This is a genomic window from Streptomyces tibetensis (assembly GCF_040647715.1).
Taxonomy (GTDB): domain Bacteria; phylum Actinomycetota; class Actinomycetes; order Streptomycetales; family Streptomycetaceae; genus Streptomyces; species Streptomyces tibetensis_A.
This window is the reverse complement of record NZ_JBEZCR010000008.1, coordinates 21,617-48,413: the sequence shown is the minus strand read 5'-3', so window position 1 is coordinate 48,413 and position 26,797 is coordinate 21,617. Positions and strand designations below refer to the sequence as shown.

The window sequence follows — 26,797 nt, the reverse complement described above, 5'->3', positions numbered from 1 at the left end:
CCCGGCAGCACCGCCCCGCGGGCCTCACCGGGGCGTGCCTCCGAGGTCGGTGGCAAGGCGGCGATGCACGTCCCAGGGTCGTTTCGCGAAAGCGGCGTCGCACGGCAGGCGCCACCTTCGCGACGCATCCTCAGGCCGTCGCCGCTTTCATGGGCCTGGCCGGATCCGCCAGCAGCACCGGGTTCATCGGTGCGCCGGACTCGATCAGGCGGCGGCCCTGCGCCAGATCCCGGGGCCGGCCCACCGCCAGCAGCGCGACCAGCCGCTCGCCCCGCAGCCAGCAGACCGTCCAGGCCGGGCCGGAAGGGTCGCCCCGCCACAGCGTGGTGTCCGCGGCCGCGTGGTGCCCGGCGTACTGGACGAACCGCCCGAACTGCTCGGACCAGAAGTACGGCACCGGGTCGTACACCGCCGGTGGCTGTCCGGTGGCCCCGCCGACGATGTTCACCGCGACCGTGCGCGGCCCCTGGAGCGCGTTGTCCCAGTGGTGGATCAGCAGGCGCTCGCCGTAGCGACCCGAGGGGAAGGAGGCGCAGTCGCCGACCGCGTACACATCGGGCACGGCCGTGCGCAGGTGCTCGTCGGCGACGATCTCGCCGTGGGGGCCCAACGCGATCCCGGAGCCGGCCAGCCAGGCCGTCGCGGGGCGGGCGCCGATGCCGACGACGACCGCGCCCGCGGGCAGCCGTGAGCCGTCGTCGAGGACGACGACACCGGGTTCGACGCGCTCCACGCGCGCGTGCGTCCGCAGCACCGCCCCCGCGTCGGCGTACCAGCCGGCCATGGGGGCGGCGACGTCGGCGGGCAGCGCGCCGGCGAGCGGGCGTTCGGCGGCCTCGACGACGGTCACCGCGCAGCCCGCCTCGCGCGCGGCGGTGGCGAACTCCGCACCGATCCAGCCCGCGCCGACGACCACGATGTCGTGCTGCCGGGCCAGCACCGGCCGCAGCCGCTCGGCGTCGTCCAGCGTGCGCAGCAGATGGACGCCCGGCACGCCCTCGGTGCCGGGCAGCCGGACGGGTTCCGCGCCGGTCGCGACGACGAGGACGTCGTACGGCACCGGCCCGTCCTCGGTGTCCAGCTCGTGGTCGGCGGGGCGCAGGCCCAGCACCTCGCAGCCGAGCCGCAGTTCGATGCCGAGGGCCTCGAAGTCCACGTCGAAGGCGGAACCCTCGGACTTGCCGAGCAGCACGGCCTTGGACAACGGGGGCCGGTCGTAGGGCTGGTGGGGCTCGGCGCCGATGAGGATCACGTCACCGGTGAAACCCTGCTCGCGCAGGGCGACGGCGGTCTGCACCCCGGCCATGCCCGCACCCGCCACGACGACGCGCCGCGGCGCGGACGGACCTGGTTCCTGCGTCTGCTCGCTCACCTGATCACCATAGACACCTGACGTTTTGTCAGTCAGTGCTCATGCGTCGTGACCTGCTCCACAACGCTCGTGCCGTTGCCCCGCTGGGACTCCCACTCCCAGGTCTCCTCCAGCCGCACCCGCCCGTCGGTCAGCTCCACGACCACCGAGACGCAGTGCCCCGAGGACGTGGTGCCGTCCCGCTTGAGCTGGACGTACCGGAAGTCCAGCCGGTCACCTTCCCGGGTACCCACGAGGTGCCCGCGTACGACGTCACCGCCCGTGTACTCGGCCCAGATCTCGCCCTCCCGCTCGTGGTAGGTGAACCGGGTGCGGGTGCCCACCTGGCCCGGTGCCTGGTCGGCGACCGGGGCGAGGACGAGACCGTCGAGGGATCGGGCCATGGACTGAGGCTCCCTTACTGCGGGACCGGACATCGGGCTAGGGTGGCCAACGTAAAGCACTCGCGGGAGCCCGGCCGCACCGGGCTGAGAGGGAGGCTGGCGGCCTCCGACCGTACGAACCTGATCCGGGTCATGCCGGCGAAGGGAGGGGCTGGACGCCCATGTCGCCTACGTCCACATCCACGTCCGCGTCGTCAGACGTCCTGGTCGTCGGGGGCGGGATCATCGGCCTGGTCACGGCTTGGCGGGCCGCGCAACGCGGGTTCGCCACGGCCGTCGTGGACCCCGAGCCGGGCGGCGGCGCCGCCCAGGTGGCCGCCGGCATGCTGGCCGCCGTCACGGAGCTGCACTACGGCGAGCAGACCCTGCTGGGCCTGAACCTCGCCTCCGCCCGGCGCTATCCGGACTTCGCCGCCGAGCTCACCGAACTGACCGGCCGGGACCTCGGCTACCGCCGCTGCGGCACGCTCGCGGTGGCCCTGGACGCCGACGACCGGGCCCACCTGCGCGAACTGCACGCCCTGCAGCAGCAGTCGGGGCTGGAGTCGCAGTGGCTGTCGGGGCGCGAGTGCCGGCGCCTGGAGCCGATGCTCGCGCCGGGCGTGCGCGGGGGGCTGCGGGTCGACGGCGATCACCAGATCGACCCCCGGCGGCTGGCCGGGGCCCTTCTCGCCGCGTGCGAGCAGGCGGGCGTGGTCTTCCACCGGTCGTGGGCGCAGCGGCTGACCGTCGTCCGGGACCGGGCCGCGGGTGCCGTCCTGGCCGACGGGACCGAGGCGGCCGCCGGGCAGGTGGTGCTCGCCGGGGGCAGTCTCAGCGGGCGGCTCGCGGGCGTCCCGGAGGACGTGCTGCCTCCCGTGCGGCCGGTGAAGGGCCAGGTCCTGCGGCTGACCATGCCGCAGCGGCACCGGCCGTTCCTGAGCCGGACCGTGCGCGCGGTCGTGCGCGGCAGCCACGTCTACCTGGTGCCGCGCGCGAGCGGCGAACTGGTCGTCGGGGCCACCAGCGAGGAGCTGGGCTGGGACACCACCGTGACCGCGGGGGGCGTGTACGAGCTGCTGCGGGACGCGCACGAGCTGGTCCCGGGCATCACCGAGCTGCCGCTCACCGAGACCAGGGCCGGGCTGCGGCCCGGCTCCCCCGACAACGCGCCGCTGCTCGGCCCCACCGCTCTGGAGGGGCTGTTGCTGGCCACCGGGCACTACCGCAACGGCGTCCTGCTCACACCGGTGACCGGTGACGCCATGGCGCACGTCCTGGCGACGGGCGAACTCCCCGAGGAGGCGCGCCCCTTCACCCCGAAACGCTTCAGCCCCGCCACCGCACTCACGGAGCAGCCCGCATGAACATCTCCGTCAACGGCGAGCCCCGGGACGTCGGGCCCGGCACGGCTCTGGACACCGTGGTGAGGTCGCTCACAGCCTCACCCTCCGGCGTGGCCGCCGCCCTCAACGAAACCGTCGTCCCCCGCACCCAGTGGCCCTCCACCCCCCTGTCCGAGGGGGACCGCGTGGAAGTCCTGACCGCCGTCCAGGGAGGCTGACCATGGCCGACGATCCGTTCTTCCTCGGTGGTACGTCGTTCACCTCCCGTCTGATCATGGGCACGGGCGGGGCGCCCAGCCTCGACGTGCTGGAGCGGTCGCTGGTCGCGTCCGGGACGGAGCTGACGACGGTCGCGATGCGCCGGGTGAACGCCTCGGTGCACGGCTCGGTGCTGTCCGTCCTGGACAAGCTCGGCATCCGGGTACTGCCGAACACGGCGGGCTGCTTCACCGCGGGCGAGGCCGTCCTCACGGCCCGCCTGGCGCGCGAGGCCCTCGGCACGGACCTGGTCAAGCTGGAGGTCATCGCCGACGAGCGCACGCTGCTGCCGGACCCGATCGAGACGCTGGAGGCGGCCGAGACCCTGGTCGACGACGGGTTCACGGTGCTGCCGTACACCAACGACGATCCGGTGCTCGCGCGGAAGCTGGAGGACGTGGGCTGCGCGGCGATCATGCCGCTCGGCTCGCCGATCGGCTCCGGGCTCGGCATCCGCAACCCGCACAACTTCCAGCTGATCGTCGAGCACGCGCGCGTGCCGGTGATCCTGGACGCGGGCGCGGGCACGGCGTCGGACGCGGCGCTGGCGATGGAACTGGGGTGTGCGGGCGTGATGCTCGCCTCGGCGGTGACACGGGCGCAGGAGCCGGTGCTGATGGCCGACGCCATGCGGCACGCGGTGGAGGCGGGGCGGCTGGCGTACCGGGCCGGGCGGATCCCCCGGCGGCATTTCGCCGAGGCGTCGTCGCCCACGGAGGGCATGGCCGCGCTGGACCCTGAGCGTCCCGCTTTCCAGTAGCGGCCACACGTCACAGGTCGGCTGCATTCCCGCCCCGGAAACAACCGGGGGGACGGGGCTGTCGGTCGTGGCTCGTACACTCGCCTGCGTGGACACGACCCTTCAGGACCCCTTGGTCGGGCAGGTGCTCGACGGCCGGTACCGCATCGACGCGCGGATCGCGGTCGGCGGGATGGCCACGGTCTACCGGGCCGTGGACACCCGTCTCGACCGGGTCCTCGCGCTCAAGGTGATGCACCCCTCGCTCGCGGTCGACGCCTCGTTCGTCGAGCGGTTCATCCGCGAGGCGAAGTCCGTGGCCCGGCTGGCCCATCCGAACGTGGTGCAGGTCTTCGACCAGGGCACCGACGGCTCGTACGTGTACCTGGCGATGGAGTACGTGGCGGGCTGCACCCTGCGGGACGTGCTGCGCGAGCGCGGCGCCCTGCAGCCGCGTGCCGCCCTGGACATCCTGGAGCCGGTGCTGGCCGCGCTGGGCGCGGCGCACCGGGCCGGGTTCGTGCACCGCGACATGAAGCCGGAGAACGTCCTGATCGGGGACGACGGGCGGGTCAAGGTCGCCGACTTCGGCCTGGTCCGGGCCGTGGACACGGTGACGAACACCACCGGCACGGTGCTCGGCACGGTCTCGTACCTCGCCCCGGAGCAGATAGAGGACGGCACAGCCGATCCCCGCGTCGACGTGTACGCGTGCGGCGTGATGCTGTACGAGATGCTGACCGGCGACAAGCCGCACGACGGTGACTCCCCGGCCGTGATCCTCTACAAGCACCTGCACGAGGACGTCCCCCCGCCCTCGGCCGCCGTGCCCGGCATGGCGTACGAGCTCGACGCGATGGTGGCCTCGGCGACGGCCCGCACACCGGCCCTGCGCCCGCACGACGCGGTGGCGCTGCTCGCGCAGGTCCGTGACGGACGCGGCCGGCTGGACGAGGAGCAGCTGGACGCGGTGCCGCCGCAGGCACTCGCGGTGGACCACGACAACGGCGACGACCGGACGACCGTGATCCCGCGTGCCCTGACCACGCCCCGCCCGCTGTCGGCCGACGAGGACGAGGAGGCCTCGGGGGCCGCCCTCAACCGCACCAGCCGCCTGGCCTCCCCGCCGCCGCTCCCGCCGTCCAGGCGCCGCCGGGGGCCCCTGCGCGGCCCGGCGGCGATCGTCGTCGCCGTCCTGCTCGCGCTGGGCGTCGGCGTCGGCGTCTGGTACATCAACTCCGGCCAGTTCACCGAGGTCCCGCCGCTGCTGACCAAGACCCAGGAGCAGGCCGAGGACCGGCTGCGGGACGCCGGTCTCGAGCTCGGCAAGGTGGAGCACGCCTACAGCGACACCGTGGAGCGCGGCCAGATCATCAGCAGCGACCCCAAGGCCGGGACACGCATCCGCGGCAACGACTCGGTGGCCATCACCGTCTCCGACGGCCCCGAGACCGTGCGGGTGCCCGCTCTGGCGGGCCGGAAGCTGGGCGAGGCGCGGGACCTGCTGAAGGACGACGGGCTGGCGCCGGGCATGGTCACCCGGGAGTTCAGCAAGGACGTGCCGCGCGGCTCGGTGGTCTCCGCGCGCCCGGCCGACGGCACGAAGGTGCGCGCGGGCGCGGCGGTCGCGCTGGTCGTCAGCAAGGGCGCCCCCATCGACATCCCCGACGTCACCGGCTCGGACGAGTCCGACGCGCGCTCCGAGCTGACGGAGGCCGGCCTCAAGGTGAAGGTCGCCACCGAGCGGGTCAACTCCTCCGAGTACGACAAGGGCCAGGTGGTCCGGCAGTCACCGGCGTCCGGCACCGCGGCCGAGGGCGACACGGTGACGCTGACGCTGTCGAAGGGCCCCGAGATGATCGAGGTCCCGGACGTGGTCGGCGACAGCGTCGACGACGCCAGGCAGGCGCTGGAGGGCGCCGGGTTCGAGGTGGACGAGGACCGGGGGCTGTTCGGCATCTTCGGGGACACCGTCAAGGGCCAGTCCGTCGAGGGCGGCGAGACCGCGCCCAAGGGCTCCACGATCACCATCAAGATCAGGTGAGGCCGGCGGGCGGGAGCCGGCGGGCGGGGCAAGGCCGGACGCATGACACCCTGAACGGGTGAACAGTCAGCTGTCCGGCCCTGCCCGCAACCCCGTGGGCGGCCATGTCCCCGTGGCCGGTGGCCTCCACTCCGTCGGCCTGTCGTACGCCCGTGATCTTCAGGCGGAGGCCGTTCAGGTCTTCGTCGCCAACCCGCGCGGCTGGGCCACTCCGACCGGGAACCCCAAGCAGGACGAGGCGTTCCGCGCGGCGTGCGCGGACGGGTCGATCCCGGCGTACGTGCACGCCCCCTATCTGATCAACTTCGGTTCGCACACCGAGGCGACCGTGGAGCGGTCGGTGGAGTCGCTTCGGCACTCGTTGCGTCGCGGGCGGGAGATCGGGGCGCTGGGCGTGGTGGTGCACACCGGCAGCGCGACCGGCGGCCGTGAGCGGTCGGTGGCGCTGAAGCAGGTACGGGAACATCTGCTGCCGCTGCTGGACGAGCTGACCCACGACGACGACCCTCTCCTGCTGCTGGAGTCGACGGCCGGCCAGGGCGCCTCGCTGTGTTCACGGACGTGGGACTTCGGCCCGTACTTCGAGGCGCTGGACGCCCACCCGATGCTCGGCGTGTGCCTGGACACCTGCCACATCTACGCCGCCGGGCATGATCTGACCGGCCCGAGCGGTATGCACCAGACGCTGGACCTGCTGGTGGACACGGTGGGCGAGGGCCGGCTGAAGCTGATCCACGCCAACGACTCCAAGGACGTGGTGGGCGCGCACAAGGACCGGCACGAGAACATCGGCGTCGGCCACATCGGCGAGGACCCGTTCCGGGCGCTGATGACGCACCCCGCGACCGCGGGCGTGCCGCTGATCATCGAGACACCGGGCGGCAAGCAGGGGCACGCGGCCGACGTCGAGCGGCTGAAGAAGCTGCGCGACGGCTGAGGCCTCAGAGACCGGGACTCAGAGGCCGGGGCCGTCCCCCGGCAGCTCCTGGTAGGAGTAGCGCTGTTCCTGCCAGGGGTCGCCGATGTTGTGGTAGCCGCGCTCCTCCCAGAAGCCCCGCCGGTCGGCGGTCATGTACTCCACACCGCGCACCCACTTGGGGCCCTTCCAGGCGTAGAGGTGGGGGACGATCAGGCGCAGGGGGAAGCCGTGCTCGGCGGTGAGCAGCTCGCCGTCCTTGTGGGTGGCGAACAGGACCTGCTCGTCGACGAAGTCGGACAGCCGGAGGTTGGAGCTGAATCCGTACTCGGCCCACACCATCACATGGGTGACGTCGTCCGCGGGCGGGGCGAGGTCGAGGAGCGTGCGGGCGGGGATGCCGCCCCACTCGGCGCCCAGCATGCTGAACTTCGTGACGCAGTGCAGGTCGGCCACGACGGTGGTGTGGGGCAGGGCCGTGAACTCCTCGTGCGTCCAGCAGTGTTTGCCGCCGCCGGCGGTGGCACCGAAGACGCGGAACTCCCAGCGCTCGGGCCGGAACTTGGGGACGGGCCCGTAGTGCGTGACCGGCCAGCCGCGTTGCAGCCGCTGGCCCGGGGGCAGCTCCGGCTGCGCCGCTCCTGCTGGATCGCGCCCTTCTCCCGATTCGTGTTCCAGCGGCTGACCCATGACTCCATCCTGACAGACCCCGGGTGGTGCCCCTGACCGAGGCCACCCCGAAACGGACAAATTCGACTAAGCATGCCCTTACTTACTAAGTGCAGACTTACTGGACGATCTTCTTCGCCAGTGGAATCATGCGGCGCAACCTGCCAGTTCCCCCCGCGCGGAAGGAGCCTCTGCGATGCAGGGCGACCCCGAGGTCCTCGAATTCCTCAACGAGCAGCTGACCGGCGAGCTGACGGCGATCAACCAGTACTGGCTGCACTACCGGATCCAGGACAACAACGGCTGGACCAAGCTCGCCAAGTACACGCGTGAAGAATCCATCGACGAGATGAAGCACGCGGACAAGATCACCGAGCGCATTCTCATGCTGGACGGCCTGCCCAACTACCAGCGGCTCTTCCATGTGCGGGTCGGCCAGACGGTCACCGAGATGTTCCAGGCGGACCGACAGGTCGAGGTCGAGGCGATCGACCGGCTCAGGCGCGGTATCGAGGTGATGCGCAGCAAGGGCGACGTCACGTCCGCGAACCTCTTCGAGTCCATCCTCGAGGACGAGGAGCACCACATCGACTACCTGGACACGCAGCTGGAGCTGATCGACAAGCTCGGCGAGGCGCTGTACCTCGCGCAGCAGATCGAGCAGCCGAGTTAGGTCTGCTGCCCGTACAGGTCGGTGACGCGGGCGTCAGGCGGCGTCCTTCATTTCCGTGAGTACCGGCTCGCCCCGGTCGGCCAGGTCGCGGCGGGGGCAGGACCCCCTGCCCAGGATCGCCTGGATGCGGCGTACACAGGACCCGCAGTCGGTGCCCGCCTTGCAGGCGGAGGCTATCTGCCGGGGGGTGCAGGCACCGTCGTCCGCATGCTGCTTGACCTGCTGCTCGGTGATGCCGAAGCAACTGCAGACGTACACGCGGTCCACCTCCCGACGGGTCGTTCCCGGATCTGCCGTCCCCGTTGATCGGTGAGGCTAACCTAACCTTACCGGTCGGGTCGGGAGCGGAAAAGTGGAGCGGGGCGCGGATCGTGTGATCCGCGCCCCAGTCCGTGTCGGGGTAACAGGCGGACCCGTTACTGGTCCCTGTACATCTCGGCCACGAGGAACGCCAGGTCGAGCGACTGGCTGCGGTTGAGCCGCGGGTCGCAGGCCGTCTCGTAGCGCTGGTGCAGATCGTCGACGAAGATCTCGTCGCCGCCGCCCACGCACTCCGTGACGTCGTCGCCGGTGAGCTCCACGTGGATGCCTCCCGGGTGGGTGCCGAGGGCCTTGTGGACCTCGAAGAAGCCCTTGACCTCGTCGAGCACGTCGTCGAAGCGGCGGGTCTTGTGCCCGGAGGCCGCCTCGAAGGTGTTGCCGTGCATCGGGTCGGTCACCCAGGCGACGGTCGCGCCGGAGGCGGTGACCTTCTCCACCAGCTCGGGGAGCTTGTCGCGGACCTTGTCGGCGCCCATGCGGACGATGAAGGTCAGCCGGCCCGGCTCCCGCTCGGGGTCGAGGCGCTCGATGTACTGCAGCGCGTCCTCGGCCGTCGTCGTCGGGCCCAGCTTGATGCCGATCGGGTTGCGGATCTTCGAGGCGAACTCGATGTGCGCGTGGTCGAGCTGCCGGGTGCGCTCACCGATCCACACCATGTGCCCGGAGACGTCGTACAGCTGCCCGGTGCGCGAGTCGACCCTGGTCAGCGCGGACTCGTAGTCGAGCAGCAGCGCCTCGTGCGAGGCGTAGAACTCGACCGTCTTGAACTCCTCCGGGTCGGTCCCGCAGGCGTGCATGAAGTTCAGCGCGTTGTCGATCTCGCGCGCCAGCTGCTCGTAGCGCTGCCCCGACGGGGACGACTTCACGAAGTCCTGGTTCCAGGCGTGCACCTGGCGCAGGTCGGCGTAGCCGCCGGTGGTGAAGGCCCGCACGAGGTTCAGCGTGGAGGCGGACGCGTGGTACATCCGCTTCAGCCGCTCGGGGTCCGGGATCCGCGCCTTCTCGTTGAACTCGAAGCCGTTGACGGAGTCGCCCCGGTAGGTGGGCAGCGTCACGCCGTCACGGGTCTCCGTGCCCTTGGAGCGGGGCTTGGAGTACTGGCCGGCGATGCGGCCGACCTTGACGACCGGCACCGAGGCGGCGTACGTCAGCACCGCACCCATCTGGAGCAGGGTCTTGAGCTTGTTGCGGATGTGGTCGGCGGACACCGCGTCGAAGGCCTCGGCGCAGTCGCCGCCCTGGAGGAGGAACGCCTCTCCCTTGGCGACGGCCGCCATCCGGGCGCGCAGCTGGTCGCACTCGCCCGCGAAGACGAGCGGCGGATACGACTCGAGGTCCGCAACGACTGCGCGCAGAGCCTCGGGGTCGGGGTACTCGGGCTGCTGCGCCGCGGGCAGGTTTCGCCAGGTGTTGCCAGCACTCGCGCTGGTCTTAGCGTTCACGGTCACGCCACCAACATTACGGGGTCGTGTCGGGGGTCCTGACCCATGCCCAGGAAGTGAGACACCCCGAACACTCCTCGGACATGGGGTAGGGTGCGTGGCATGTTCGCGCACTCGATCCAGACCTGGTGGTGGACCGCTCATCCGGCGGCCCGCTGACTGCGCGTACCCAAGACTTCGCGAAGGCCGCCCGAGGGGCGGCCTTCGGCGTTTCCCGGGGTCCGTTCCTCTCTCACCGAGACTCACCGAGATGGAGCACGGACCATGAACCTGCTCGGCTTGCCGGACGACTCCCGTCCGTTCGCCCTGCTGCGCCGCCGCACCCCGGGCCACGACCACGATCTGGTCGAGGTCCTGATCGGCCCGGTCACCCCGCACGACCGGCTCGCCGACCTCCCCGACCGGAGCCTCGCGCTGGTGCCCTTCCGGCAGATCCGCGAGCGCGGTTTCGACGTCCGCGACGACGGCACGCCCCTGCTGGCACTCTCGCCCGAGGAGTCGTACGCCGTCCCGCTGGCTGACGCCCTGGAGCAGCTCCCGGCGCACGACGTGCGCGTCGAGGGCGGCGGCTTCGACGTCGCCGACGAGGAGTACGGCGAGATCGTCGGGCGCGTGCTGCGGGAGGAGATCGGGCGGGGCGAGGGCGCGAACTTCGTGATCCGGCGGACCTACCAGGGCGAGATCCCCGGCTTCGGCCGGGCCGACGCGCTGGCGCTGTTCCGGCGGCTGCTGGAGGGTGAGCGCGGGGCGTACTGGACGTTCGTCGTGCACACGGGGGACCGCACGCTGGTCGGGGCCAGCCCCGAGGTGCACGTCCGGATGTCCGGCGGCACGGTCGTCATGAACCCGATCAGCGGCACCTACCGCTACCCCGTCGAGGGGCCGACGCCGGAGCACCTGCTGGACTTCCTCGCCGACGGCAAGGAGATCGAGGAGCTGTCGATGGTCGTCGACGAGGAGCTCAAGATGATGTGCACCGTCGGCGACATGGGCGGAGTGGTGGTCGGGCCCCGGCTCAAGGAGATGGCGCACCTCGCGCACACCGAGTACGAGCTGCGCGGCAGGTCCACGCTGGACGTGCGGGAGGTGCTGAGGGAGACCATGTTCGCGGCGACCGTCACCGGCTCGCCGGTGCAGAACGCCTGCCGGGTGATCGAGCGGCACGAGAGCGGGGGGCGGGGGTACTACGCGGGTGCCCTGGCCCTGATCGGCCGGGACGGGGGCGGGGTCCAGACCCTCGACTCCCCCATCCTGATCCGCACCGCCGACATCGACGCGGGCGGGCGGCTGCGGGTACCGGTCGGCGCGACCCTCGTGCGCGGCTCGGACCCGGCGGGCGAGGTGGCCGAGACGCACGCCAAGGCGGCGGGTGTGCTGGCGGCCCTGGGAGTGGGGCCGTCCCGGCCGCGTGCCGAGCACACCCGGCCGCGCCTCGCCGACGACCCGCGCGTGCGGGCCGCGCTGGACGGACGCCGGGCCTCGCTCGCGCCCTTCTGGCTGCGGATGCAGGAGCGCTCGCCGGAACCGGCGGGCCACGCCCTGGTCGTCGACGGCGAGGACACCTTCACGGCGATGCTCGCGCACCTGCTACGGGCAGGCGGCCTGGAGGTGAGCGTGCGGCGGTACGACGAGGCGGGGCTGCGGGAGGCGGTGCTCGGGCACGAGGGCCCGGTGGTGCTGGGGCCCGGGCCGGGGGACCCGTCCGACCTGGCGGATCCGAAGATGCGGTTCCTGCGCTCCCTCACCGCCGAGGTCATCAGGGGCGAACGGCAGGGTGTGCTGGGTGTCTGCCTCGGGCACGAGCTGATCGCGGCCGAGCTGGGCCTGGACATCGTGCGCAAGGACGTGCCCTTCCAGGGGGCGCAGACGGAGATCGACCTGTTCGGGCGGCGGGAGACCGTCGGGTTCTACAACAGCTTCGTGGCACGCTGCGACGACGAGGCGGCGGCCGAGCTGTCGGCCCACGGCGTCGAGGTCTCGCGCGCCGCGGGCGGTGAGGTGCACGCCCTGCGCGCGCCGGGGTTCGCCGGGGTGCAGTTCCACCCGGAGTCGGTACTGAGCCTGAACGGGTCCTTGATCGTGCGGGACTTGGTGGGCCGGCTGCGGGGGACGAACGCACCCTCGGTGTAGGTACGGACCGGCCGGGACCGCACGGCCCCGGCCGGCACCGGATGCCCGGTGGTCAGCCGAAGAACACCCCGACCTCCCCGTACAGCGCGGGGTCGACCGTCTTCAGGCGGGCCGTGGCGTCCGCGAGGGGGACGCGGACGATGTCGGTGCCGCGCAGGGCGACCATCCGGCCGAAGTCGCGGTCCCGGACGCAGTCGATGGCGTGAAGACCGAAGCGGGTGGCGAGCCAGCGGTCGAAGGCGCTGGGGGTGCCGCCGCGCTGGACATGCCCCAGGACGGTCGTACGGGCTTCCTTCCCGGTGCGCTTCTCGATCTGCTTGGCGAGCCACTCGCCCACCCCGGACAGCCGCACGTGCCCGAAGGAGTCCAGGGACTGGTCCTTGAGGACCATGTCGCCGTCCTTCGGCATCGCCCCCTCGGCGACCACCACGATCGGCGCGTACGACGCCCGGAAGCGGGAGGTCACCCACGTGCACACCTGCTCGACGTCGAAGCGCTGCTCGGGGATGAGGATGACGTTGGCGCCGCCGGCCAGGCCGGAGTGGAGGGCGATCCAGCCGGCGTGCCGGCCCATCACCTCGACGACCAGGACCCGCATGTGGGACTCGGCGGTGGTGTGCAGCCGGTCGATGGCCTCGGTGGCGATGCCGACGGCGGTGTCGAAGCCGAAGGTGTAGTCGGTGGCGGACAGGTCGTTGTCGATGGTCTTCGGAACGCCCACGCAGGGCACGCCGTGCTCGTCGGACAGGCGGGCGGCCACGCCCAGGGTGTCCTCGCCGCCGATCGCGATGAGCGCCTCCACCTCCAGTCCGGCGAGGGTCTCCTTGATCCGGCGGATGCCGTTCTCCACCTTCAGCGGGTTGGTCCGCGAGGAGCCGAGGATGGTGCCGCCGCGGGGCAGGATGCCGCGCACCGCGGGAATGTCGAGCCGGACGGTGTCGCCTTCCATGGGCCCTCGCCAGCCGTCCCGGAAGCCGGTGAAGTCGTAGCCGTACTCCTGTACGCCCTTGCGGACGACGGCCCGGATGACGGCGTTGAGGCCGGGGCAGTCGCCGCCTCCGGTCAGTACTCCGACGCGCATGGAACAGTCCCTTCGCCGCAGGTACCTGACGAAAGGTCAGTGTGACGTGCGCCTCACTCGTCGTCGAGGCCGCGCTCTATCGCGTACCTGACGAGCTCCACGCGGTTGTGCAGCTGGAGCTTGCCGAGGGTGTTCTGGACGTGGTTCTGCACCGTGCGGTGGGAGATGACCAGGCGTTCGGCGATCTGCTTGTAGCTCAGGCCCTTGGCGACCAGGCGCAGCACCTCGGTCTCGCGGTCGGTGAGCCGGGGCGCCTTGGGTTCGTCGGTGTCTGCGGCGGGGGCGGGTTCGGAGGCCAGGCGGCGGTACTCGCCGAGGACCAGTCCGGCGAGGCCGGGGGTGAAGACCGGGTCGCCGACGGCCGTGCGGCGGACCGCGTCCTGCAGTTCCCCGGTGGAGGCGGACTTCAGCAGATAGCCGGTCGCGCCGGACTTCACGGCCTCCAGGACGTCGGCGTGCTCGCCGCTCGCGGACAGCACGAGCACCCGCAGGGCGGGGTTCGCGGCGACGACCTCCTTGCAGACGTGCACGCCGGGCTTGGCCGGCAGGTTCAGGTCGAGCACCAGGACGTCGGGGGCGGCGGCCTTGGCGCGGCGTACGGCCTGCTCGCCGTCGCCCGCGGTGGCGACCACCTCGAAGCCCGACTCGGCCAGGTCCCGGGCGACCGCGTCGCGCCACATGGGGTGGTCGTCGACGACCATGACCTTGATCGGCTCCTGCGGGTCCTGCCGGCCTCCGGTGGTCTCCGTCATCGCTGCTCCGCCTTCCCCCGTGTGTTCGTCACGTCCTTCGGTACCTTCAGTTCGACCTCCGTGCCCTGGCCCGGCACCGAGATCAGCTCGGCGCTGCCGCCGAGGTCACGCAGCCGGCCGCGGATCGACAGGGCGACACCGAGCCGCCCCTCGCCCTCGGCCTGGTCGAGCCGTCCCTCCGGGATGCCCGGCCCGTCGTCCCGTACGGTGACGATCACCTCGTCCGGCTCGTCCTCCACCAGGATCCACGCGCGCGCGTCCCGGCCGGCATGCCGGCGGACGTTGTCCAGGGCGGCTCCGACGGCGGCGGCCACCTCCCGGGCGGCGGCCGGCGCCAGCGGCACGGGCGCGCCGGGCTCGGCGAGGCTGACCAGGGCGCCGGCGTACGGCGCGAGCAGGGCACGCAGGTCGACGGGTCCGCTCTCCTGAGGTTCCTCGTCGACGGCCCGTACGACCGCTCCCTGCGCGGCGTCCTCCGACACGCGGGAGACGGGCACGAGGCCGCCGGAGACCAGGGTGCGCAGCGCGACCTCCTGCTCGCCGGCCATCCGGCCCAGCTCGGCCGCCTCTCCCCCGATCACGGCCCCACGGCGCTGCACCATCGCCAGCACCTGGAGCACGCTGTCGTGGATGTCCCGGGCCAGACGCTCGCGCTCGCGGGTGGCGGCCTCGATCTCCAGGGCGCGGGCGAGGGTGCGCTCGGAGGCGCGGGCGACCTCCACGACGTAGCCGATGGCGACGGAGGCGATGCAGACCAGGATGACGTTGTGCACGGTGTCGCGGGCCGGGCTGCCGCGCTCGACCAGGTTGGCGACGGCCACCAGGCCGGAGGCGAGGGCCGCCCAGCGCCAGCCGCCCTTGACGGCGAAGGCGAGGACGGCGCCGGCGGTCCATATCGACGGCAGGGTCGGGCCGCCCGACTGGACCCGCTCGTGCGCGTCGGCGACGGGGGTGAGCAGGATGCCGGTGAGGGCGACGGTGAGGTCGGCGGCGAGGAAGCGCTTGGTGCAGCGGGCCGCGCTCGCGACCCGGGGCAGGGTGGCCAGGGTCCAGCCGCACAGCACGGCGTAGTAGGCGACGGCGATCCAGGGGCGGGTGAACTCCTCGTAGGCGGTGGCGAACAGGCCGACCGCGTACAGCATCGTGAGCACCCGGTAGCCGGTGAGCGCACGCCACAGGGGCTGCTCGACCGACATCCTCATGACGCGCTCGCGCTTGACCATCTCCCCCGCCCCCCGACCCGAGCCCCGGCTAGGGCTCGGTCCGCCGCTGCTCCGCCTGCTGTCCCGTCTGCTGCTCCGCCTGCTTCTGCTTCTCGGCCTGTTCCAGCTCGGCCTGCTGCTTCGCGGCCTGTTCCTTCTCCGCCCGCGCGAGGGCGGCCTTGGCCGCCTTCTCGGCTTCCTTCTCCGCCTTCGCCGCTTCCGTGAGCTGCCGCTTCATGGCCGTGGCGTACATGTCGACGTATTCCTGGCCGGAGAGGTTCATGATCTCGTACATGACCTCGTCGGTCACGGCGCGCAGCACGAACCGGTCGTGCTCCATGCCCTGGTAGCGGCTGAAGTCCAGGGGCTTGCCGATCCGGATGCCGGGCCGCATCAGCTTCGGCATGACCTTCCCGGGCGGCTGGATCTTCTCCGTGTCGATCATGGCGACGGGGATGACGGGCGCGCCGGTGGCGAGCGCCACGCGCGCGAGGCCGCCCGGCTTGCCCCGGTAGAGCCGTCCGTCGGGCGAGCGCGTGCCCTCCGGGTAGATCCCGAACAGCTCACCGCGCTCCAGCACCTCTATGCCGCTCTTGATGGCGGCCTCACCCGCGCCGCGCGCGCCGGAGCGGTCCACGGGGAGCTGCCCGACGCCCTTGAAGAAGGCGGCCGTCATCCGGCCCTTCACACCGGGGGTGGTGAAGTACTCGGCCTTCGCGATGAAGGTGACCTTGCGGTCGAGGACGGCGGGCAGGAAGAACGAGTCGGAGAACGACAGGTGATTGCTCGCCAGGATCGCAGCGCCCTCGGCGGGTACGTTCTCCAGGCCCTCGACCCAGGGCCTGAAGGCGAGCTTCAGCGGACCCCCGATGGTGACCTTCATCGCGCCGTACAACAACCGAGTGCCTCCTGTATGTGTCGATCAGACCTTAACCCGGAGCGCTGTCAAAGGCGCCGACGGCCCTGGTCGGTGTCAGTGCGGTCGCGTACGGTGAAGGTCCCGCGAACGCCGTGCGACCCCTTCCATGACGTTCCGTGACATTCCGTGATCGTGCCAGTCCCTTCTCACCGACCAGGAGGCCGAAGGTGCCGGTCCTTGCCGGAGCCGAGCCGTTTCACCACGAGGGCGGAGAGGTCGCCGTCCTCCTCTGCCACGGCTTCACCGGCTCACCGCAGTCGCTGCGCCCCTGGGCGGAGCACCTCGCCGAGCACGGCATGACCGTCTCCCTGCCGCTGCTGCCCGGGCACGGCACGCGCTGGGAGGACCTGCGGATCACCGGCTGGCAGGACTGGTACGCGGAGGTGGACCGCGAGCTGCGCCTGCTGTGCCGGCGCCGCGGGACGGTTTTCGTGGCCGGGCTGTCGATGGGCGGCGCGCTGGCCCTGCGGCTGGCCGCGAAGCACGGTGACGCCGTCCGCGGTGTCATGGTCGTCAATCCCGCGAACAAGGTGCACGGCCTGGCCGCGCACGCCCTCCCCGTGGTGCGTCACCTCGTCCCCGCGACGAAGGGCATCGCCAGCGACATCGCCAAGCCGGACGGCAGGGAGCTCGGCTACGACCGGGTGCCGCTGCACGCGGCACACTCTCTGCGGCAGTTCTTCCAGGCAACCGACCGCGAGCTGCCGCAGGTCACCCAGCCGGTGCTGCTGATGCGCAGCCCGCAGGACCATGTGGTGCCGCCCGTCGACTCCGCCCGGATCCTCAGCCGTATCTCGTCGACGGACGTGAAAGAGGTCATCCTGGAACAGAGCTACCACGTCGCCACGTTGGACCATGACGCGGACCGGATCCACGAGGAGAGCCTCGCGTTCATCGGCCGCATCGCGTCCGGCCTCGGCGAGGAGCCCGGGCTCGGCAAGGAAGGGACGACCGCAGGTGGCTGAGCACGACTCCGACCGTGAGGGCCGGGAGCCGGACGACAAGGGCGTCCCCTTCGACGAGGAGGCCGCCTGGGCGGCGATCGTCGCCGGGTACGGCGAGGAGCCGCCGGACCCGCCGGGCGCCAAGCCGTTCAAGTCCGTCGAGGACCTGGCCCTGCCGCCGACCGGGACCAATGACACCGTGCCGGCCGGCGACCGGGGCGACACGGCCGTGAAGTCCGGGGACGCCGTGAAGCCGGTCGAGTCGGAGGAGGCCGAGGGGCCCAGGTCCGGGGAGGAGCCCGTGAAGCCCCTGGGCGGCTCGGTCTCCTTCGCGCCCGGCGTCGGCCCGCGTGACTACTCCACGCCCGAACCCGCCGAGGACGACTTCGACGAGGACGACGAAGGCCACTTCGTGCCCCCCGAGCCGCCGCCGCTGCCCACCGCCGACCCGACGGCCAAGTTCGCCTGGCTCGGCGTGCTCGGCGGGCCGGTGCTGCTCCTGCTGGCCGTGCTGCTCGGCTGGGACATGACCTGGTGGCTGGCCACGCTGGGCATCGGCGGGTTCCTCGGCGGGTTCGCGACGCTGGTGATGCGGATGCGCACGGACGACGAGGAGGACGACGACCCCGGGCGGGGCGCGGTCGTCTAGGAAGCCGGGATCCTGAGGGCGGCCAGGACCGGGAGGTGGTCCGTGGCCGCCCTCAGGTCTGCGTCGGACACCCCCGGCTGGCCGGACGGCACACCGCAGCCCAGCACCTCGATGCCCTTCGTCGCGAAGATCGCGTCGATGCGCTGGTAGGGGTCGGTGGGTGTCCAGGTGTGCTCGCCGCCCCAGGGGGCCGTGGCCCGGCAGTCGGTCAGGGCGTCGGCCAGTCGGCGGAAGGCCGGGCCGTCGGGGCGTTCGTTCAGGTCGCCGCCGGCGACCATGTGCTCCACACCCATGCCGGCGAGCCGGTCCAGGAGCATGCCGGACTGCTCGTAGCGCTCGTCCTTCTGCAGGGACAGGTGACAGCTGAGCACGCCGAGGCGGGCGCCGGCGAAACGGACGACCGCGGTGGCGAAGCCGCGGCGGTGCAGGCCCGGGGTGGGGGGCAGGAGGATGTCCTCGGTGCGTTCGACGCTCGCCCGGAGCGAGCTGAGGATGGCCGGGCCTGTGGTGGTGGCACCGCCGGTGACGATCACCAGGTCGGAGGCGAGGGCGAGGCGGGCGAGCTTCTTGCGCCAGCGGAAGAAGCGGGGGGCTTCCTGGATGAGGACGAGGTCGGGTGCGCAGGCCTTGATGACGCGGGCCAGGGCGTCGGTGTCGTCGCGCATGGAGCGGATGTTGTAGCTGAGGACCCTGATGACCGCGGAACCATCGGGTTCCGTACGGGAGTTGGGGAGCAGCGGCATGTGATCAATTTACGCCCAGCGGGGCGAGGCGCGGGGATCGTGCGCGAGTGCCGGTGCTTCGTGGCTCGTCGCGCAGTTCCCCGCGCCCCCAGGGCGCGCACCCTGACGGCGTTTACATGATCGGGTCGGGCTCCCGCGCCAGGTCCGCTGCGCCGACCAGGCCCGCCTTGTTGCCCAGCTCCGCCGCTCTGACCTCCGCCACCGGGCGCCAGTTGCCGCCGACCAGCCAGCGCTTGTAGGACTTGCGGATCGGGCCGAGGACCAGTTCGCCCTCGTCGGAGAGGCCGCCGCCGACGATGAACGCGGAGGGGTCGAAGAGGGAGGCCAGGTCGGCGAGGCCCGCGCCCACCCAGCGGGCCAGTTCGCGGTAGGAGTCGACGGCCACCCGGTCGCCCTGGCGGGCCGCCATGGAGATGTGCTTGCCCTCGATGCCCTCGGGCGTGCCGTCGCCGAGGCCGAGCAGGGTCTCGGCGTTCTCGGGAGTGGCGTTGGCGCGCTGCTTGGCGTACCGGACGAGGGCGCGGCCGGAGGCGTACTGCTCCCAGCAGCCCTGCGAGCCGCAGCCGCACAGCAGGCCGTCCGGCACCATGCGGATGTGGCCGAACTCGGCGGCCACGCCGAAGTGCCCGCGGCGCAGCTTGTTGCCGATGATGATGCCGCCGCCGAGGCCGGTGCCCAGCGTGATGCAGATGACGTTGCGGTGGCCCTTGCCGGCCCCGAACTTGTACTCGCCCCACGCCGCGGCGTTCGCGTCGTTCTCCACGACCACCGGGAGGCCCACGCGGGCCTCGACCTTGTCCTTGAGCGGCTCGTTGCGCCAGTGGATGTTGGGCGCGAAGTAGACCTCGGAGCGCTGCCGGTTCACGTAGCCGGCGGCACCGATGCCCACGCCGACGATGTCGTGACCGACGCGTGCGCCGTCCACCGCCGAAGCGATGGCGTCCACGATGCCCTCAGCCGTGCCCGGGGTCGGCACCTTGTGGGTCGAGAGGATGTTGCCGTCCTCATCGACCACGCCGGCCGCGATCTTCGTGCCGCCGATGTCGACGCCGATGGTGAGTCCCATGAATCCCTCAGTTTCGGTCGAGCCCCGCTAAGGCCAACGGTACCCGAGGCGTGCCGCCGGTTTCGCTGTCCGTCCGCACGCTGGGCACCCCCGGGACGCCGTACCGGGGCCGCCTCTCGGCCGGGTCCGGGGACTCAGTCCAGGTCGATGCGCTCCCCGGGGCCGGCGTCGTCGCCGCCGTCCCGGCGTTCGCCCCGGTCACGGGGGTCGTCCTGGTCGTCGCGGCCGGTCCAGCGGCGTTCCTGGGCCTGGACGGCGGAGCGGTAGGCGGCGAGCAGTTCGTTCCCGGCCGCGGCCAGGTGGTCGAAGACGTCCGGGTTGCGTTCGATGACGGGTTCCACAGCGTCCTTGGCCTGCTGCACGACCTGTCGTACGACCTGCTGGGCGGCGGGTCCCGCAACCGCGCCGAGCAGGGGGGACTGGACGCCGGACAGCTTCTCGGCGACGGCGTCGACGAGTTTCTTCAGTTCCTCGGCCGCGGAGCCGGGAGGCGTGCCGTACTCGGCGCGGCGGCGGGCCTTCTCCGCCTGGAGGTCCTCGGCGCACGCGGTCGCCCAGGCGTCGGCGTCGTTCGCCCGCACGTCGTCCGCGGCCCCTTCCCGGGCGGCACCGGCCGGAGGGAGATCTTCGCTCATCACGGACTCCTGACTACGGTTCGTCCCTACGACGTTACCCGAACGGGCGTACCGGGTTCACGGGCCGTGCCGGCCACTGTTCCCCCGGTTCGGCCCCGCTGTCTCACCGGCCCTGCGGCCACAACTGCGGGTCGGGCGCGAAGCGGATCCGCAGCTCACCGTCGCGCAGGGCGGCCCCGTCGACGGTGCAGCGGCGCAGTACGGAGGGCAGCGGAACGATCCGGCGGAACGTCCCCGCCGTGACGACGAGTTCGTCACCGCGCCGGACGAGGTCGAGTTCCTCGCGTATGGCGCCGGGCAGCGGGATCCGCCAGACGAGCACGCCGTCCTCGCCGAGCCGGTCGGTCACGGGCCAGTCCACGGCGGGGGCCGCCTGCCCGGTGCCGGGCACGGCGAGGGCGGTGAGGTCGTCGGTGCCACGCGGGTCGCGTCCGAGGTGCGCGACGGTGCGGACGTCATAGCTCTCACGCCACTCCTCCAGCGTCTTGCGCTGCTGGGCGACCGGACCGGCGAGCCAGGTGTCCGGGGAGGCCTCGGGCAGGACGCGGTTGGCGACCACGACGTCGGTGCGCAGACCGCGCAGGGCGAGGCCGAGCCGGGCGGTGCGCAGCATGTCGTCGCCGGCCGGGCCGGGCTCGGCGACCAGGCGCACGAGGGTGCCGCGGTCGGCGACGACCGCTTCGACCGCGGCCAGTTCCAGGTCCCAGCGGGCCGCCGTCTCATAGAGCCACTCCGCCGGCATGGGGACGCCGGCGAGGCGGCCCAGGACGGGGCGCAGGGCGCGGGCGGCCTGCCGTTCGGGCGGGAGGAGGCGGCGCAGATAGCGGCGGAGTTCCTCGGGCAGGGCGAGCAGAGCGAGGGCCTCGGGGGCCGGGGGGAGGTCGACGACGAGGGTGTCGTACTTCTCCGACAGCGCGGCGTCGCGCAGGGCGCGCAGCAGGGCGAGTTGCTCGGCCCCGGGCAGGGGGGTGAGTTCGTCGGGGTCGAGGCGGGAGGCGCCGAGGAGGTCCAGGGCGGAGGAGGCGCGGTCCTGGAGAGCAGCGAGGTCCTCGCGGAAGTCCTGGGCGGCGTCGGGGCGCCAGGCGGTGAGAAGGGGTGCGACCTCGACCGGCTTCGACCCCGTGGCCACGCCCAGTGCGGCACCGAGGGTGTCGGTGCGGTCGGTGCCGAGGACGAGGGTGCGGCTGCCCTCGCGGGCGGCGGTGAGCGCGGTGGCAGCGGCAAGTGTGGTCCGCCCGCTGCCGCCGGGGCCCATGATCAGGATGGTGCGCATGGGGATGAACGCTAACCCAGACGTCCCAAAGGGGCGCGGGGAACTGCGCGAGCGACCACGATGCGCCCGCACCGAACCACGCACGGGCGCCCCGGCGGCGGCGGTCAGCGGCGACTGTGCAAAACCCCCGCGGCGGCGGTCAAGCCGATTCCACCCGCTTCTTCAGCCCCGCCAGCGCCCGGTCGATGATGACCTTCTCCGCCTTGCGCTTGATCATGCCGAGCATGGGGATCTTGACGTCCACGGTCAGCAGGTACGTGACCTCCGTACCGCCCGTGCCGGACGGCTTGAGGACGTACGAGCCGTCCAGGGAACGCAGCATCTGGGACTTCACCAGGGTCCAGGACACCTCGTTCTCGCCGGTCCAGGTGTATCCGAGGACCTGGTCGTCCTTGATCGCGCCCGCGTCCATGACGAGGCGGACCTGCTCGGCGCGGCCCTGGGCGTCGGTCTTGAGGACCTCCGCCTCCTTCACCTCACCGGTCCAGTCCGGGTAGCGGGCGAAATCGGCGATGACCGCCATGACGTCGGCCGGGGCCGCCTCGATGGTGATGCTCGAGCTGGTGTGTTCCGCCATCGCCGTGGCTCCTCCAGATGCGGGCCGGTATGAGGTCGTGCGCACGTGCGTGCAGCGTGAAGGCTACCGCGCACGGGGCCCACGGATCTCACCCGACCTGGGGCGTCCTCACCACTCCAGTGCCCAGGGCGTCCCGCTGCCCGCGAAGTGCCCCACGTTCACGCACTCGGTCGCCCCGATCCGCATCCTTCGCACCAGCGGCTGGTGGACGTGCCCGAAGAGGGAGTAACGGGGCCGGGTGCGGCGGATGGCGTCCAGCAGGGCCCGGCTGCCGCGTTCGAAACGGCGGGCGACGGTGTCGTAGACGAGCTCGGGGACCTCGGGCGGGATGTGGGTGCAGAGCACGTCGACCTCGCCCACGGCCTCGATCTTCGCGGCGTACTCCTCGTCGCTGATCTCGTACGGCGTCCGCATCGGCGTGCGCAGGCCGCCGCCGACGAAGCCGAAGACCCGGCCGCCGATCTCGACGCGCTCACCGTCGAGGACGGTCGTGCCGGGGCCGGCGTACTCCCGCCACAGGGCCGGCATGTCGACGTTGCCGTAGGTGGCGTACGTAGGACTGGGGAAGGCGCTGAACAGCTCGGCGTACTGCTTGCGCACCGCCTTCTCGATCACCGTGGCGCGGTCGCCCTGGAGGCCGGCCCACAGCCCGGCCCCGAACACCCGGGCCTCCTCGAAGCGGCGGGCGGTGCGCAGCGCGACGATGCGGTCGGCGTTCTCGACGCCGAACAGGTCGGGGAAGATACCGCGCGAGTGGTCGGCGTAGTCGAGGAAGAGGACGAGGTCGCCCAGGCAGATCAGGGCGTCGGCGCCTTCGCCGGCCCTGGCCAGGTCGCGGGCGTTGCCGTGCACGTCGCTGACCACGTGTACGCGCGTCCGGTTATTCCGGGCTGGTGTGGGTGCCATGACGATCAAGCGTAGGTCGGGCGCTGCCATGGTGAACAGTGGCGGTCCTACCTGCGGTTACTGGCCAGTCAGTTAGCAGGTGGACTACTGTGCGCAATGGAATACCCAACTGTGTGACGCAGCGAACATCTCGACGGGACCCCCTGTCGTAGAAGCCATACCGGCGGGTAACGTCCGGCCAGTCCAGTCGTGCTCTGCATTTCAACAAGTGAATGCGCGAGCACTTCCCCGAGCCTTGGACCGCACCGTCGCAGCACACACCGTCGTGGCGCCGGCGCCCTATGAGGAGCAGCAGTCTTGCGCGAGTTCAGCCTTCCGGCTTTGTACGAGGTCCCTGCGGACGGAAACCTGACCGACATCGTCCGCAGAAACGCCGCGCAGCACCCGGACGTCGCCGTCATCGCCCGCAAGGTCGGCGGCAGCTGGCAGGACGTCACGGCCACCACATTCCTCGCCGAGGTGCACACGGCGGCGAAGGGGCTGATCGCCGCCGGGGTGCAGCCGGGCGACCGGGTGGGTCTGATGTCCCGCACCCGTTACGAGTGGACGCTGCTGGACTTCGCGATCTGGAGCGCGGGCGCGGTGACCGTGCCGGTGTACGAGACCAGTTCGGCGGAGCAGGTGCTGTGGATCCTCGGCGACTCGGGCGCGACCGCCTGTGTCGTGGAGTCGGACGCCCACTCGGCCGCGATCGAGTCGGTGCGCGAGCAGCTCCCGGCGCTCAAGCACGTCTGGCAGATCGACGGCGGCGGCGTCGACGAGCTGGGCCGGCTCGGCCAGGACGTCACCGACGAGACGGTCGAGGAGCGTGGCTCGTTCGCCAAGGCCGACGACCCGGCGACCATCGTCTACACCTCCGGCACCACCGGCCGCCCCAAGGGCTGTGTGCTCACCCACCGCAGCTTCTTCGCCGAGTGCGGCAACATCGTCGAGCGGCTGCGTCCGCTGTTCCGCACGGGCGAGTGCTCGGTGCTGCTCTTCCTGCCGCTCGCACACGTCTTCGGCCGGCTGGTGCAGATCGCGCCCATGATGGCGCCGATCAAGCTGGGCACGGTCCCGGACATCAAGGACCTCACCGACGAGTTGGCCGCGTTCCGTCCGACGCTGATCCTCGGGGTGCCGCGCGTCTTCGAGAAGGTCTACAACTCGGCGCGCGCCAAGGCCCAGGCCGACGGCAAGGGCAAGATCTTCGACAAGGCCGCCGACACCGCGATCGCCTACAGCAAGGCGCTGGACACCCCCTCGGGCCCGTCGCTCGGCCTGAAGATCAAGTACAAGACGTTCGACAAGCTCGTCTACAGCAAACTCCGCGCGGTCCTCGGCGGCCGGGGCGAGTACGCCATCTCCGGCGGCGCCCCGCTCGGCGAGCGCCTGGGCCACTTCTTCCGCGGCATCGGCTTCACGGTGCTGGAGGGCTACGGCCTGACCGAGTCCTGCGCGGCCACCGCGTTCAACCCCTGGGACCGGCAGAAGATCGGCACGGTCGGCCAGCCGCTGCCCGGCTCGGTGGTGCGCATCGCCGACGACGGCGAGGTGCTGCTGCACGGCGAGCACCTGTTCAAGGAGTACTGGAACAACCCCGGCGCGACCGCCGAGGCGCTGGCCGACGGCTGGTTCCACACCGGTGACATCGGCACCCTCGACGAGGACGGCTACCTGAGGATCACCGGCCGCAAGAAGGAGATCATCGTCACCGCCGGCGGCAAGAACGTCGCCCCGGCCGTGATCGAGGACCGCATCCGGGCGCACGCCCTGGTCGCGGAGTGCATGGTGGTGGGCGACGGACGGCCGTTCGTGGGCGCGCTGATCACCATCGACGAGGAGTTCCTGGGCCGTTGGTGCTCCGACCACGGCAAGCCGGCGGGTGCCACCGCGGCGTCGCTGAGCGAGGACCCGGACCTGCTGGCCGCGATCCAGGCGGCGATCGACGACGGCAACGCCGCGGTGTCGAAGGCGGAATCGGTGCGGAAGTTCCGCATTCTGAACTCCCAGTTCACGGAGGAGTCGGGCCACCTGACGCCGTCGCTGAAGCTGAAGCGCAACGTGGTGGCGAAGGACTACGCGCACGAGATCGAGGCGATCTACGCGAAGTGACCTCCGTCTCGCCCTATGGCGCGGTGTCCTCGGCGAGGACCCGCGCCATCGTGCGTTCGGCGAGCGCGGTGATGGTCACGAACGGGTTGACCCCGAGCGACCCGGGCACGAGCGAGCCGTCGGTGACGTACAGCCGGGGATATCCCCTGACCCTGCCGTAGTCGTCGGTCGCCCGGCCCAGCACGCAGCCGCCGAGCGGGTGGTAGGTGAAGTCGTCGGCGAAGACCTTGCTCTTCGCGCCGAACAGGTCGTAGCGGTAGATCGTCGCGTTGGCCGCGTTGATGCGGTCGAAGAGCTTCTTGGCCATGGCGACGGAGACCGCGCTGTGTGCGGCCGTCCAGCCGAGCCGCAGCCGGTCCGAGGCGGTGTCGTAGGAGAAGGACGCCCGTTCCGGGTTCCTGGTGATCGCCAGGTAGAGGCTCACCCAGTGCTCCAGGCCCGTCGGCAGCGGGGCGATCTCGGCGAACACCGGGTTCTCGGTGTTCGCCCAGTCGTCGATGCCCATGACCGGCATGGTCGACTGGTTCGCCCCGACGGTGTCCCAGAGGTGGTTGGCCCGGCCCAGCATCACGTTGCCGTTGGTGCCCCAGCCGGCGCCGACACTGGCGTCGAGGCCGGGCAGCGTGCCCGTCTCCCGGGCGCGCAGCAGCAGTTCGGTGGTGCCGAGGCTGCCGCCGCCGAGGAAGAGGTACCTGCAGCCGTACTCCCTGGTCTCGACGACCTTGCCGGTCTCGTCGATGCGGTCGGCGGTCAGGACCCAGGTCCCGTCCGACGCGCGGCTGATGGCGCGCACCTTCTCCAGGGTGTGGAGGGTGACGTTGCCGGTGCCGAGCGCGGCGGCGAGGTAGGTCTTGTCGAGGCTGCGCTTGCCGTGGTTGTTGCCGTAGACGACCTCGCCGCCGAGCGCCGACTTCGGGGCGGTGCCGGCCGCCTCCCGCTCCATGTGGCCGAAGTCGTAGACGCTCGGCACGAAGGTAATCCGCAGACCGGTCTTCTCGGCGTGCTTGCGGGAGACGCGGGTGAAGCGGTACCACTCCGTCGACTCGAACCAGGCCGGGTCGACGGTGTTCACACCGAGGGCGGCGCGGGCGCGCGGGAAGTACGTGCCGTACATCTCGTCGGCGTCGACGGTGGGGAACTGCTCGGCGAAGTACGACCGGGGCGGGGTGACCGCCATGCTCCCGTTGACCAGGGAGCCGCCGCCGACGCCCCGGCCGACGTAGACGGACATCTGGTCGAAGTGCACGCGGTCCAGGACGCCCGGGTAGCGGCCGATGTCCCGGTTGACGACGTCCAGCCAGAGGAAGGTGCCGAGCGGGGCCTCGGTGCGGGTGCGGAACCACATGGAGCGGTGGTCGGGGGCGCTGGTGGTGCAGAAGACCGTGCCGTCGGGGCCTGCGGTGTTCCAGAGGCGGCCCATCTCCAGGACGATCGTGCGGATGCCGGCCTGGGCGAGGCGGAGGGCGGCGACCGCTCCGCCGTAGCCGGAGCCGACGACGATCGCCGGGGCGGTGTCGACGGTGCCCGGCTGGGCGGCTCGGGCGCTTTGGAGGCCGATGCGGGTGAAGCCGAGGGTGGCAGCGGTTTGCAGGGCCGCCATGCCGAGGATCTGACGTCTTGTCAGCTGACGCTGCATCAGTTTTACTGTCATGCGCGCAGCATCGGCGGAATATGTGGTTCCGCC

27 protein-coding genes and 1 riboswitch are annotated in these 26,797 nt (G+C 71.7%); of the genes, 11 read left to right on the top strand and 16 right to left on the bottom strand.

Translation table 11 applies throughout. The features are described 5' to 3' along the window. Positions 1–130: 130 nt before the first annotated feature. A complete protein-coding gene (locus tag AB0B29_RS21795; RefSeq protein ID WP_362242161.1) occupies positions 131–1,372 on the bottom strand; it encodes an NAD(P)/FAD-dependent oxidoreductase in 1,242 nt (413 codons plus the stop codon). A gap of 32 nt (positions 1,373–1,404) precedes the next feature. Next, positions 1,405–1,755 (bottom strand): hypothetical protein, encoded by a 351-nt coding sequence (locus AB0B29_RS21790; RefSeq protein ID WP_362242158.1) that lies wholly within the window; start codon positions 1,753–1,755, stop codon positions 1,405–1,407. A 52-nt stretch (positions 1,756–1,807) separates the two neighbouring features. Continuing rightward, a riboswitch (TPP riboswitch) is annotated at positions 1,808–1,919 on the top strand. Here AB0B29_RS21790 and thiO point away from each other — a divergent pair. The 5 genes from thiO to AB0B29_RS21765 all read left to right on the top strand — a co-directional run bounded on the left by thiO (position 1,917) and on the right by AB0B29_RS21765 (position 7,058). Continuing rightward, positions 1,917–3,101, top strand: coding sequence for a glycine oxidase ThiO (thiO, locus tag AB0B29_RS21785; RefSeq protein WP_362242155.1), 1,185 nt, complete (start codon positions 1,917–1,919; stop codon positions 3,099–3,101). It overlaps the preceding riboswitch by 3 nt. Next, on the top strand, positions 3,098–3,298 hold the full coding sequence (thiS, locus tag AB0B29_RS21780; RefSeq protein WP_053671923.1) for a sulfur carrier protein ThiS: 201 nt from the start codon (positions 3,098–3,100) through the stop codon (positions 3,296–3,298). The genes thiO and thiS overlap by 4 nt, the downstream gene beginning before the upstream one ends. Before the next feature lie 2 nt (positions 3,299–3,300). Continuing rightward, entirely contained in the window at positions 3,301–4,098 is a 798-nt protein-coding gene (locus AB0B29_RS21775; protein WP_362242152.1) for a thiazole synthase, read from the top strand. Positions 4,099–4,186: 88 nt separating this feature from the next. Further along, positions 4,187–6,121 carry a Stk1 family PASTA domain-containing Ser/Thr kinase gene (pknB, locus tag AB0B29_RS21770; RefSeq protein ID WP_362242149.1) on the top strand — a complete coding sequence of 645 codons (1,935 nt, stop codon included), beginning with the start codon at positions 4,187–4,189 and terminating at the stop codon, positions 6,119–6,121. Between the two features lie 58 nt (positions 6,122–6,179). Then, entirely contained in the window at positions 6,180–7,058 is an 879-nt protein-coding gene (locus tag AB0B29_RS21765; RefSeq protein WP_362242146.1) for a deoxyribonuclease IV, read from the top strand. An 18-nt stretch (positions 7,059–7,076) separates the two neighbouring features. Here the strand turns inward: AB0B29_RS21765 and AB0B29_RS21760 are convergent, their stop codons facing one another. Next, complete coding sequence (locus tag AB0B29_RS21760; RefSeq protein WP_362242143.1) at positions 7,077–7,727, bottom strand: sulfite oxidase-like oxidoreductase; 651 nt, start codon at positions 7,725–7,727, stop codon at positions 7,077–7,079. A 175-nt stretch (positions 7,728–7,902) separates the two neighbouring features. On the opposite strand from AB0B29_RS21760, the gene bfr reads away from it, so the two are divergent. Continuing rightward, positions 7,903–8,379 carry a bacterioferritin gene (gene bfr, locus AB0B29_RS21755; protein ID WP_362242140.1) on the top strand — a complete coding sequence of 159 codons (477 nt, stop codon included), beginning with the start codon at positions 7,903–7,905 and terminating at the stop codon, positions 8,377–8,379. A gap of 33 nt (positions 8,380–8,412) precedes the next feature. On the opposite strand, the gene AB0B29_RS21750 is transcribed toward bfr, so the two are convergent. Together AB0B29_RS21750 and AB0B29_RS21745 are read right to left on the bottom strand one after the other, a co-directional pair. Beyond that, positions 8,413–8,646: a (2Fe-2S)-binding protein gene (locus AB0B29_RS21750; protein WP_362242138.1), complete on the bottom strand. Its 234-nt coding sequence runs from the start codon at positions 8,644–8,646 to the stop codon at positions 8,413–8,415. A 149-nt stretch (positions 8,647–8,795) separates the two neighbouring features. After that, a complete protein-coding gene (locus tag AB0B29_RS21745; RefSeq protein WP_362242136.1) occupies positions 8,796–10,148 on the bottom strand; it encodes a class II 3-deoxy-7-phosphoheptulonate synthase in 1,353 nt (450 codons plus the stop codon). Positions 10,149–10,244: 96 nt separating this feature from the next. Between AB0B29_RS21745 and AB0B29_RS21740 the strand changes: the two genes are divergently transcribed. Then, the gene (locus tag AB0B29_RS21740) at positions 10,245–10,301 is read left to right on the top strand and encodes a trp operon leader peptide (RefSeq protein ID WP_078602827.1); all 57 of its coding nucleotides are present in this window, start codon (positions 10,245–10,247) and stop codon (positions 10,299–10,301) included. Between the two features lie 105 nt (positions 10,302–10,406). Next, on the top strand, positions 10,407–12,272 hold the full coding sequence (locus AB0B29_RS21735; protein WP_362242133.1) for an anthranilate synthase family protein: 1,866 nt from the start codon (positions 10,407–10,409) through the stop codon (positions 12,270–12,272). Between the two features lie 52 nt (positions 12,273–12,324). On the opposite strand, the gene AB0B29_RS21730 is transcribed toward AB0B29_RS21735, so the two are convergent. The 4 genes from AB0B29_RS21730 to AB0B29_RS21715 are packed head-to-tail and all read right to left on the bottom strand — an operon-like array spanning position 12,325 to position 16,190. Beyond that, positions 12,325–13,353, bottom strand: a complete 1,029-nt coding sequence (locus tag AB0B29_RS21730) for a 6-phosphofructokinase (RefSeq protein ID WP_362242131.1) — start codon at positions 13,351–13,353, stop codon at positions 12,325–12,327. A 53-nt stretch (positions 13,354–13,406) separates the two neighbouring features. Then, a complete protein-coding gene (locus AB0B29_RS21725; RefSeq protein WP_362242128.1) occupies positions 13,407–14,105 on the bottom strand; it encodes a response regulator transcription factor in 699 nt (232 codons plus the stop codon). Beyond that, positions 14,102–15,328 (bottom strand): MacS family sensor histidine kinase, encoded by a 1,227-nt coding sequence (macS, locus tag AB0B29_RS21720; RefSeq protein ID WP_362242126.1) that lies wholly within the window; start codon positions 15,326–15,328, stop codon positions 14,102–14,104. The genes AB0B29_RS21725 and macS overlap by 4 nt, the downstream gene beginning before the upstream one ends. A gap of 28 nt (positions 15,329–15,356) precedes the next feature. Further along, positions 15,357–16,190, bottom strand: coding sequence for a lysophospholipid acyltransferase family protein (locus tag AB0B29_RS21715; protein WP_362243061.1), 834 nt, complete (start codon positions 16,188–16,190; stop codon positions 15,357–15,359). Positions 16,191–16,393: 203 nt separating this feature from the next. On the opposite strand from AB0B29_RS21715, the gene AB0B29_RS21710 reads away from it, so the two are divergent. After that, positions 16,394–17,191 (top strand): alpha/beta hydrolase, encoded by a 798-nt coding sequence (locus AB0B29_RS21710; protein ID WP_362242123.1) that lies wholly within the window; start codon positions 16,394–16,396, stop codon positions 17,189–17,191. Continuing rightward, entirely contained in the window at positions 17,184–17,819 is a 636-nt protein-coding gene (locus tag AB0B29_RS21705) for a hypothetical protein (RefSeq protein WP_362242121.1), read from the top strand. The genes AB0B29_RS21710 and AB0B29_RS21705 overlap by 8 nt, the downstream gene beginning before the upstream one ends. Here the strand turns inward: AB0B29_RS21705 and AB0B29_RS21700 are convergent. From AB0B29_RS21700 to AB0B29_RS21675, 6 genes are all read right to left on the bottom strand, one after another. Then, positions 17,816–18,562, bottom strand: coding sequence for an endonuclease/exonuclease/phosphatase family protein (locus AB0B29_RS21700; RefSeq protein ID WP_362242119.1), 747 nt, complete (start codon positions 18,560–18,562; stop codon positions 17,816–17,818). The genes AB0B29_RS21705 and AB0B29_RS21700 overlap by 4 nt on opposite strands. Positions 18,563–18,674: 112 nt before the next feature. After that, positions 18,675–19,628: an ROK family glucokinase gene (locus tag AB0B29_RS21695; RefSeq protein WP_362242116.1), complete on the bottom strand. Its 954-nt coding sequence runs from the start codon at positions 19,626–19,628 to the stop codon at positions 18,675–18,677. A gap of 134 nt (positions 19,629–19,762) precedes the next feature. Then, on the bottom strand, positions 19,763–20,263 hold the full coding sequence (locus tag AB0B29_RS21690; RefSeq protein WP_362242113.1) for a DUF5304 domain-containing protein: 501 nt from the start codon (positions 20,261–20,263) through the stop codon (positions 19,763–19,765). 103 nt (positions 20,264–20,366) lie between these two features. Beyond that, complete coding sequence (locus AB0B29_RS21685; protein WP_362242111.1) at positions 20,367–21,536, bottom strand: ArsA family ATPase; 1,170 nt, start codon at positions 21,534–21,536, stop codon at positions 20,367–20,369. A gap of 139 nt (positions 21,537–21,675) precedes the next feature. Next, a complete protein-coding gene (locus AB0B29_RS21680) occupies positions 21,676–22,113 on the bottom strand; it encodes an SRPBCC family protein (RefSeq protein WP_362242109.1) in 438 nt (145 codons plus the stop codon). 108 nt (positions 22,114–22,221) lie between these two features. Further along, positions 22,222–22,977 carry a metallophosphoesterase family protein gene (locus AB0B29_RS21675; protein ID WP_362243058.1) on the bottom strand — a complete coding sequence of 252 codons (756 nt, stop codon included), beginning with the start codon at positions 22,975–22,977 and terminating at the stop codon, positions 22,222–22,224. Positions 22,978–23,316: 339 nt separating this feature from the next. Between AB0B29_RS21675 and AB0B29_RS21670 the strand changes: the two genes are divergently transcribed. Next, entirely contained in the window at positions 23,317–25,113 is a 1,797-nt protein-coding gene (locus AB0B29_RS21670; RefSeq protein ID WP_362242107.1) for an AMP-dependent synthetase/ligase, read from the top strand. Positions 25,114–25,126: 13 nt separating this feature from the next. Here AB0B29_RS21670 and AB0B29_RS21665 read toward each other — a convergent pair whose 3' ends face one another. Continuing rightward, on the bottom strand, positions 25,127–26,713 hold the full coding sequence (locus AB0B29_RS21665) for a GMC oxidoreductase (RefSeq protein ID WP_362243056.1): 1,587 nt from the start codon (positions 26,711–26,713) through the stop codon (positions 25,127–25,129). Positions 26,714–26,797: the final 84 nt, after the last annotated feature.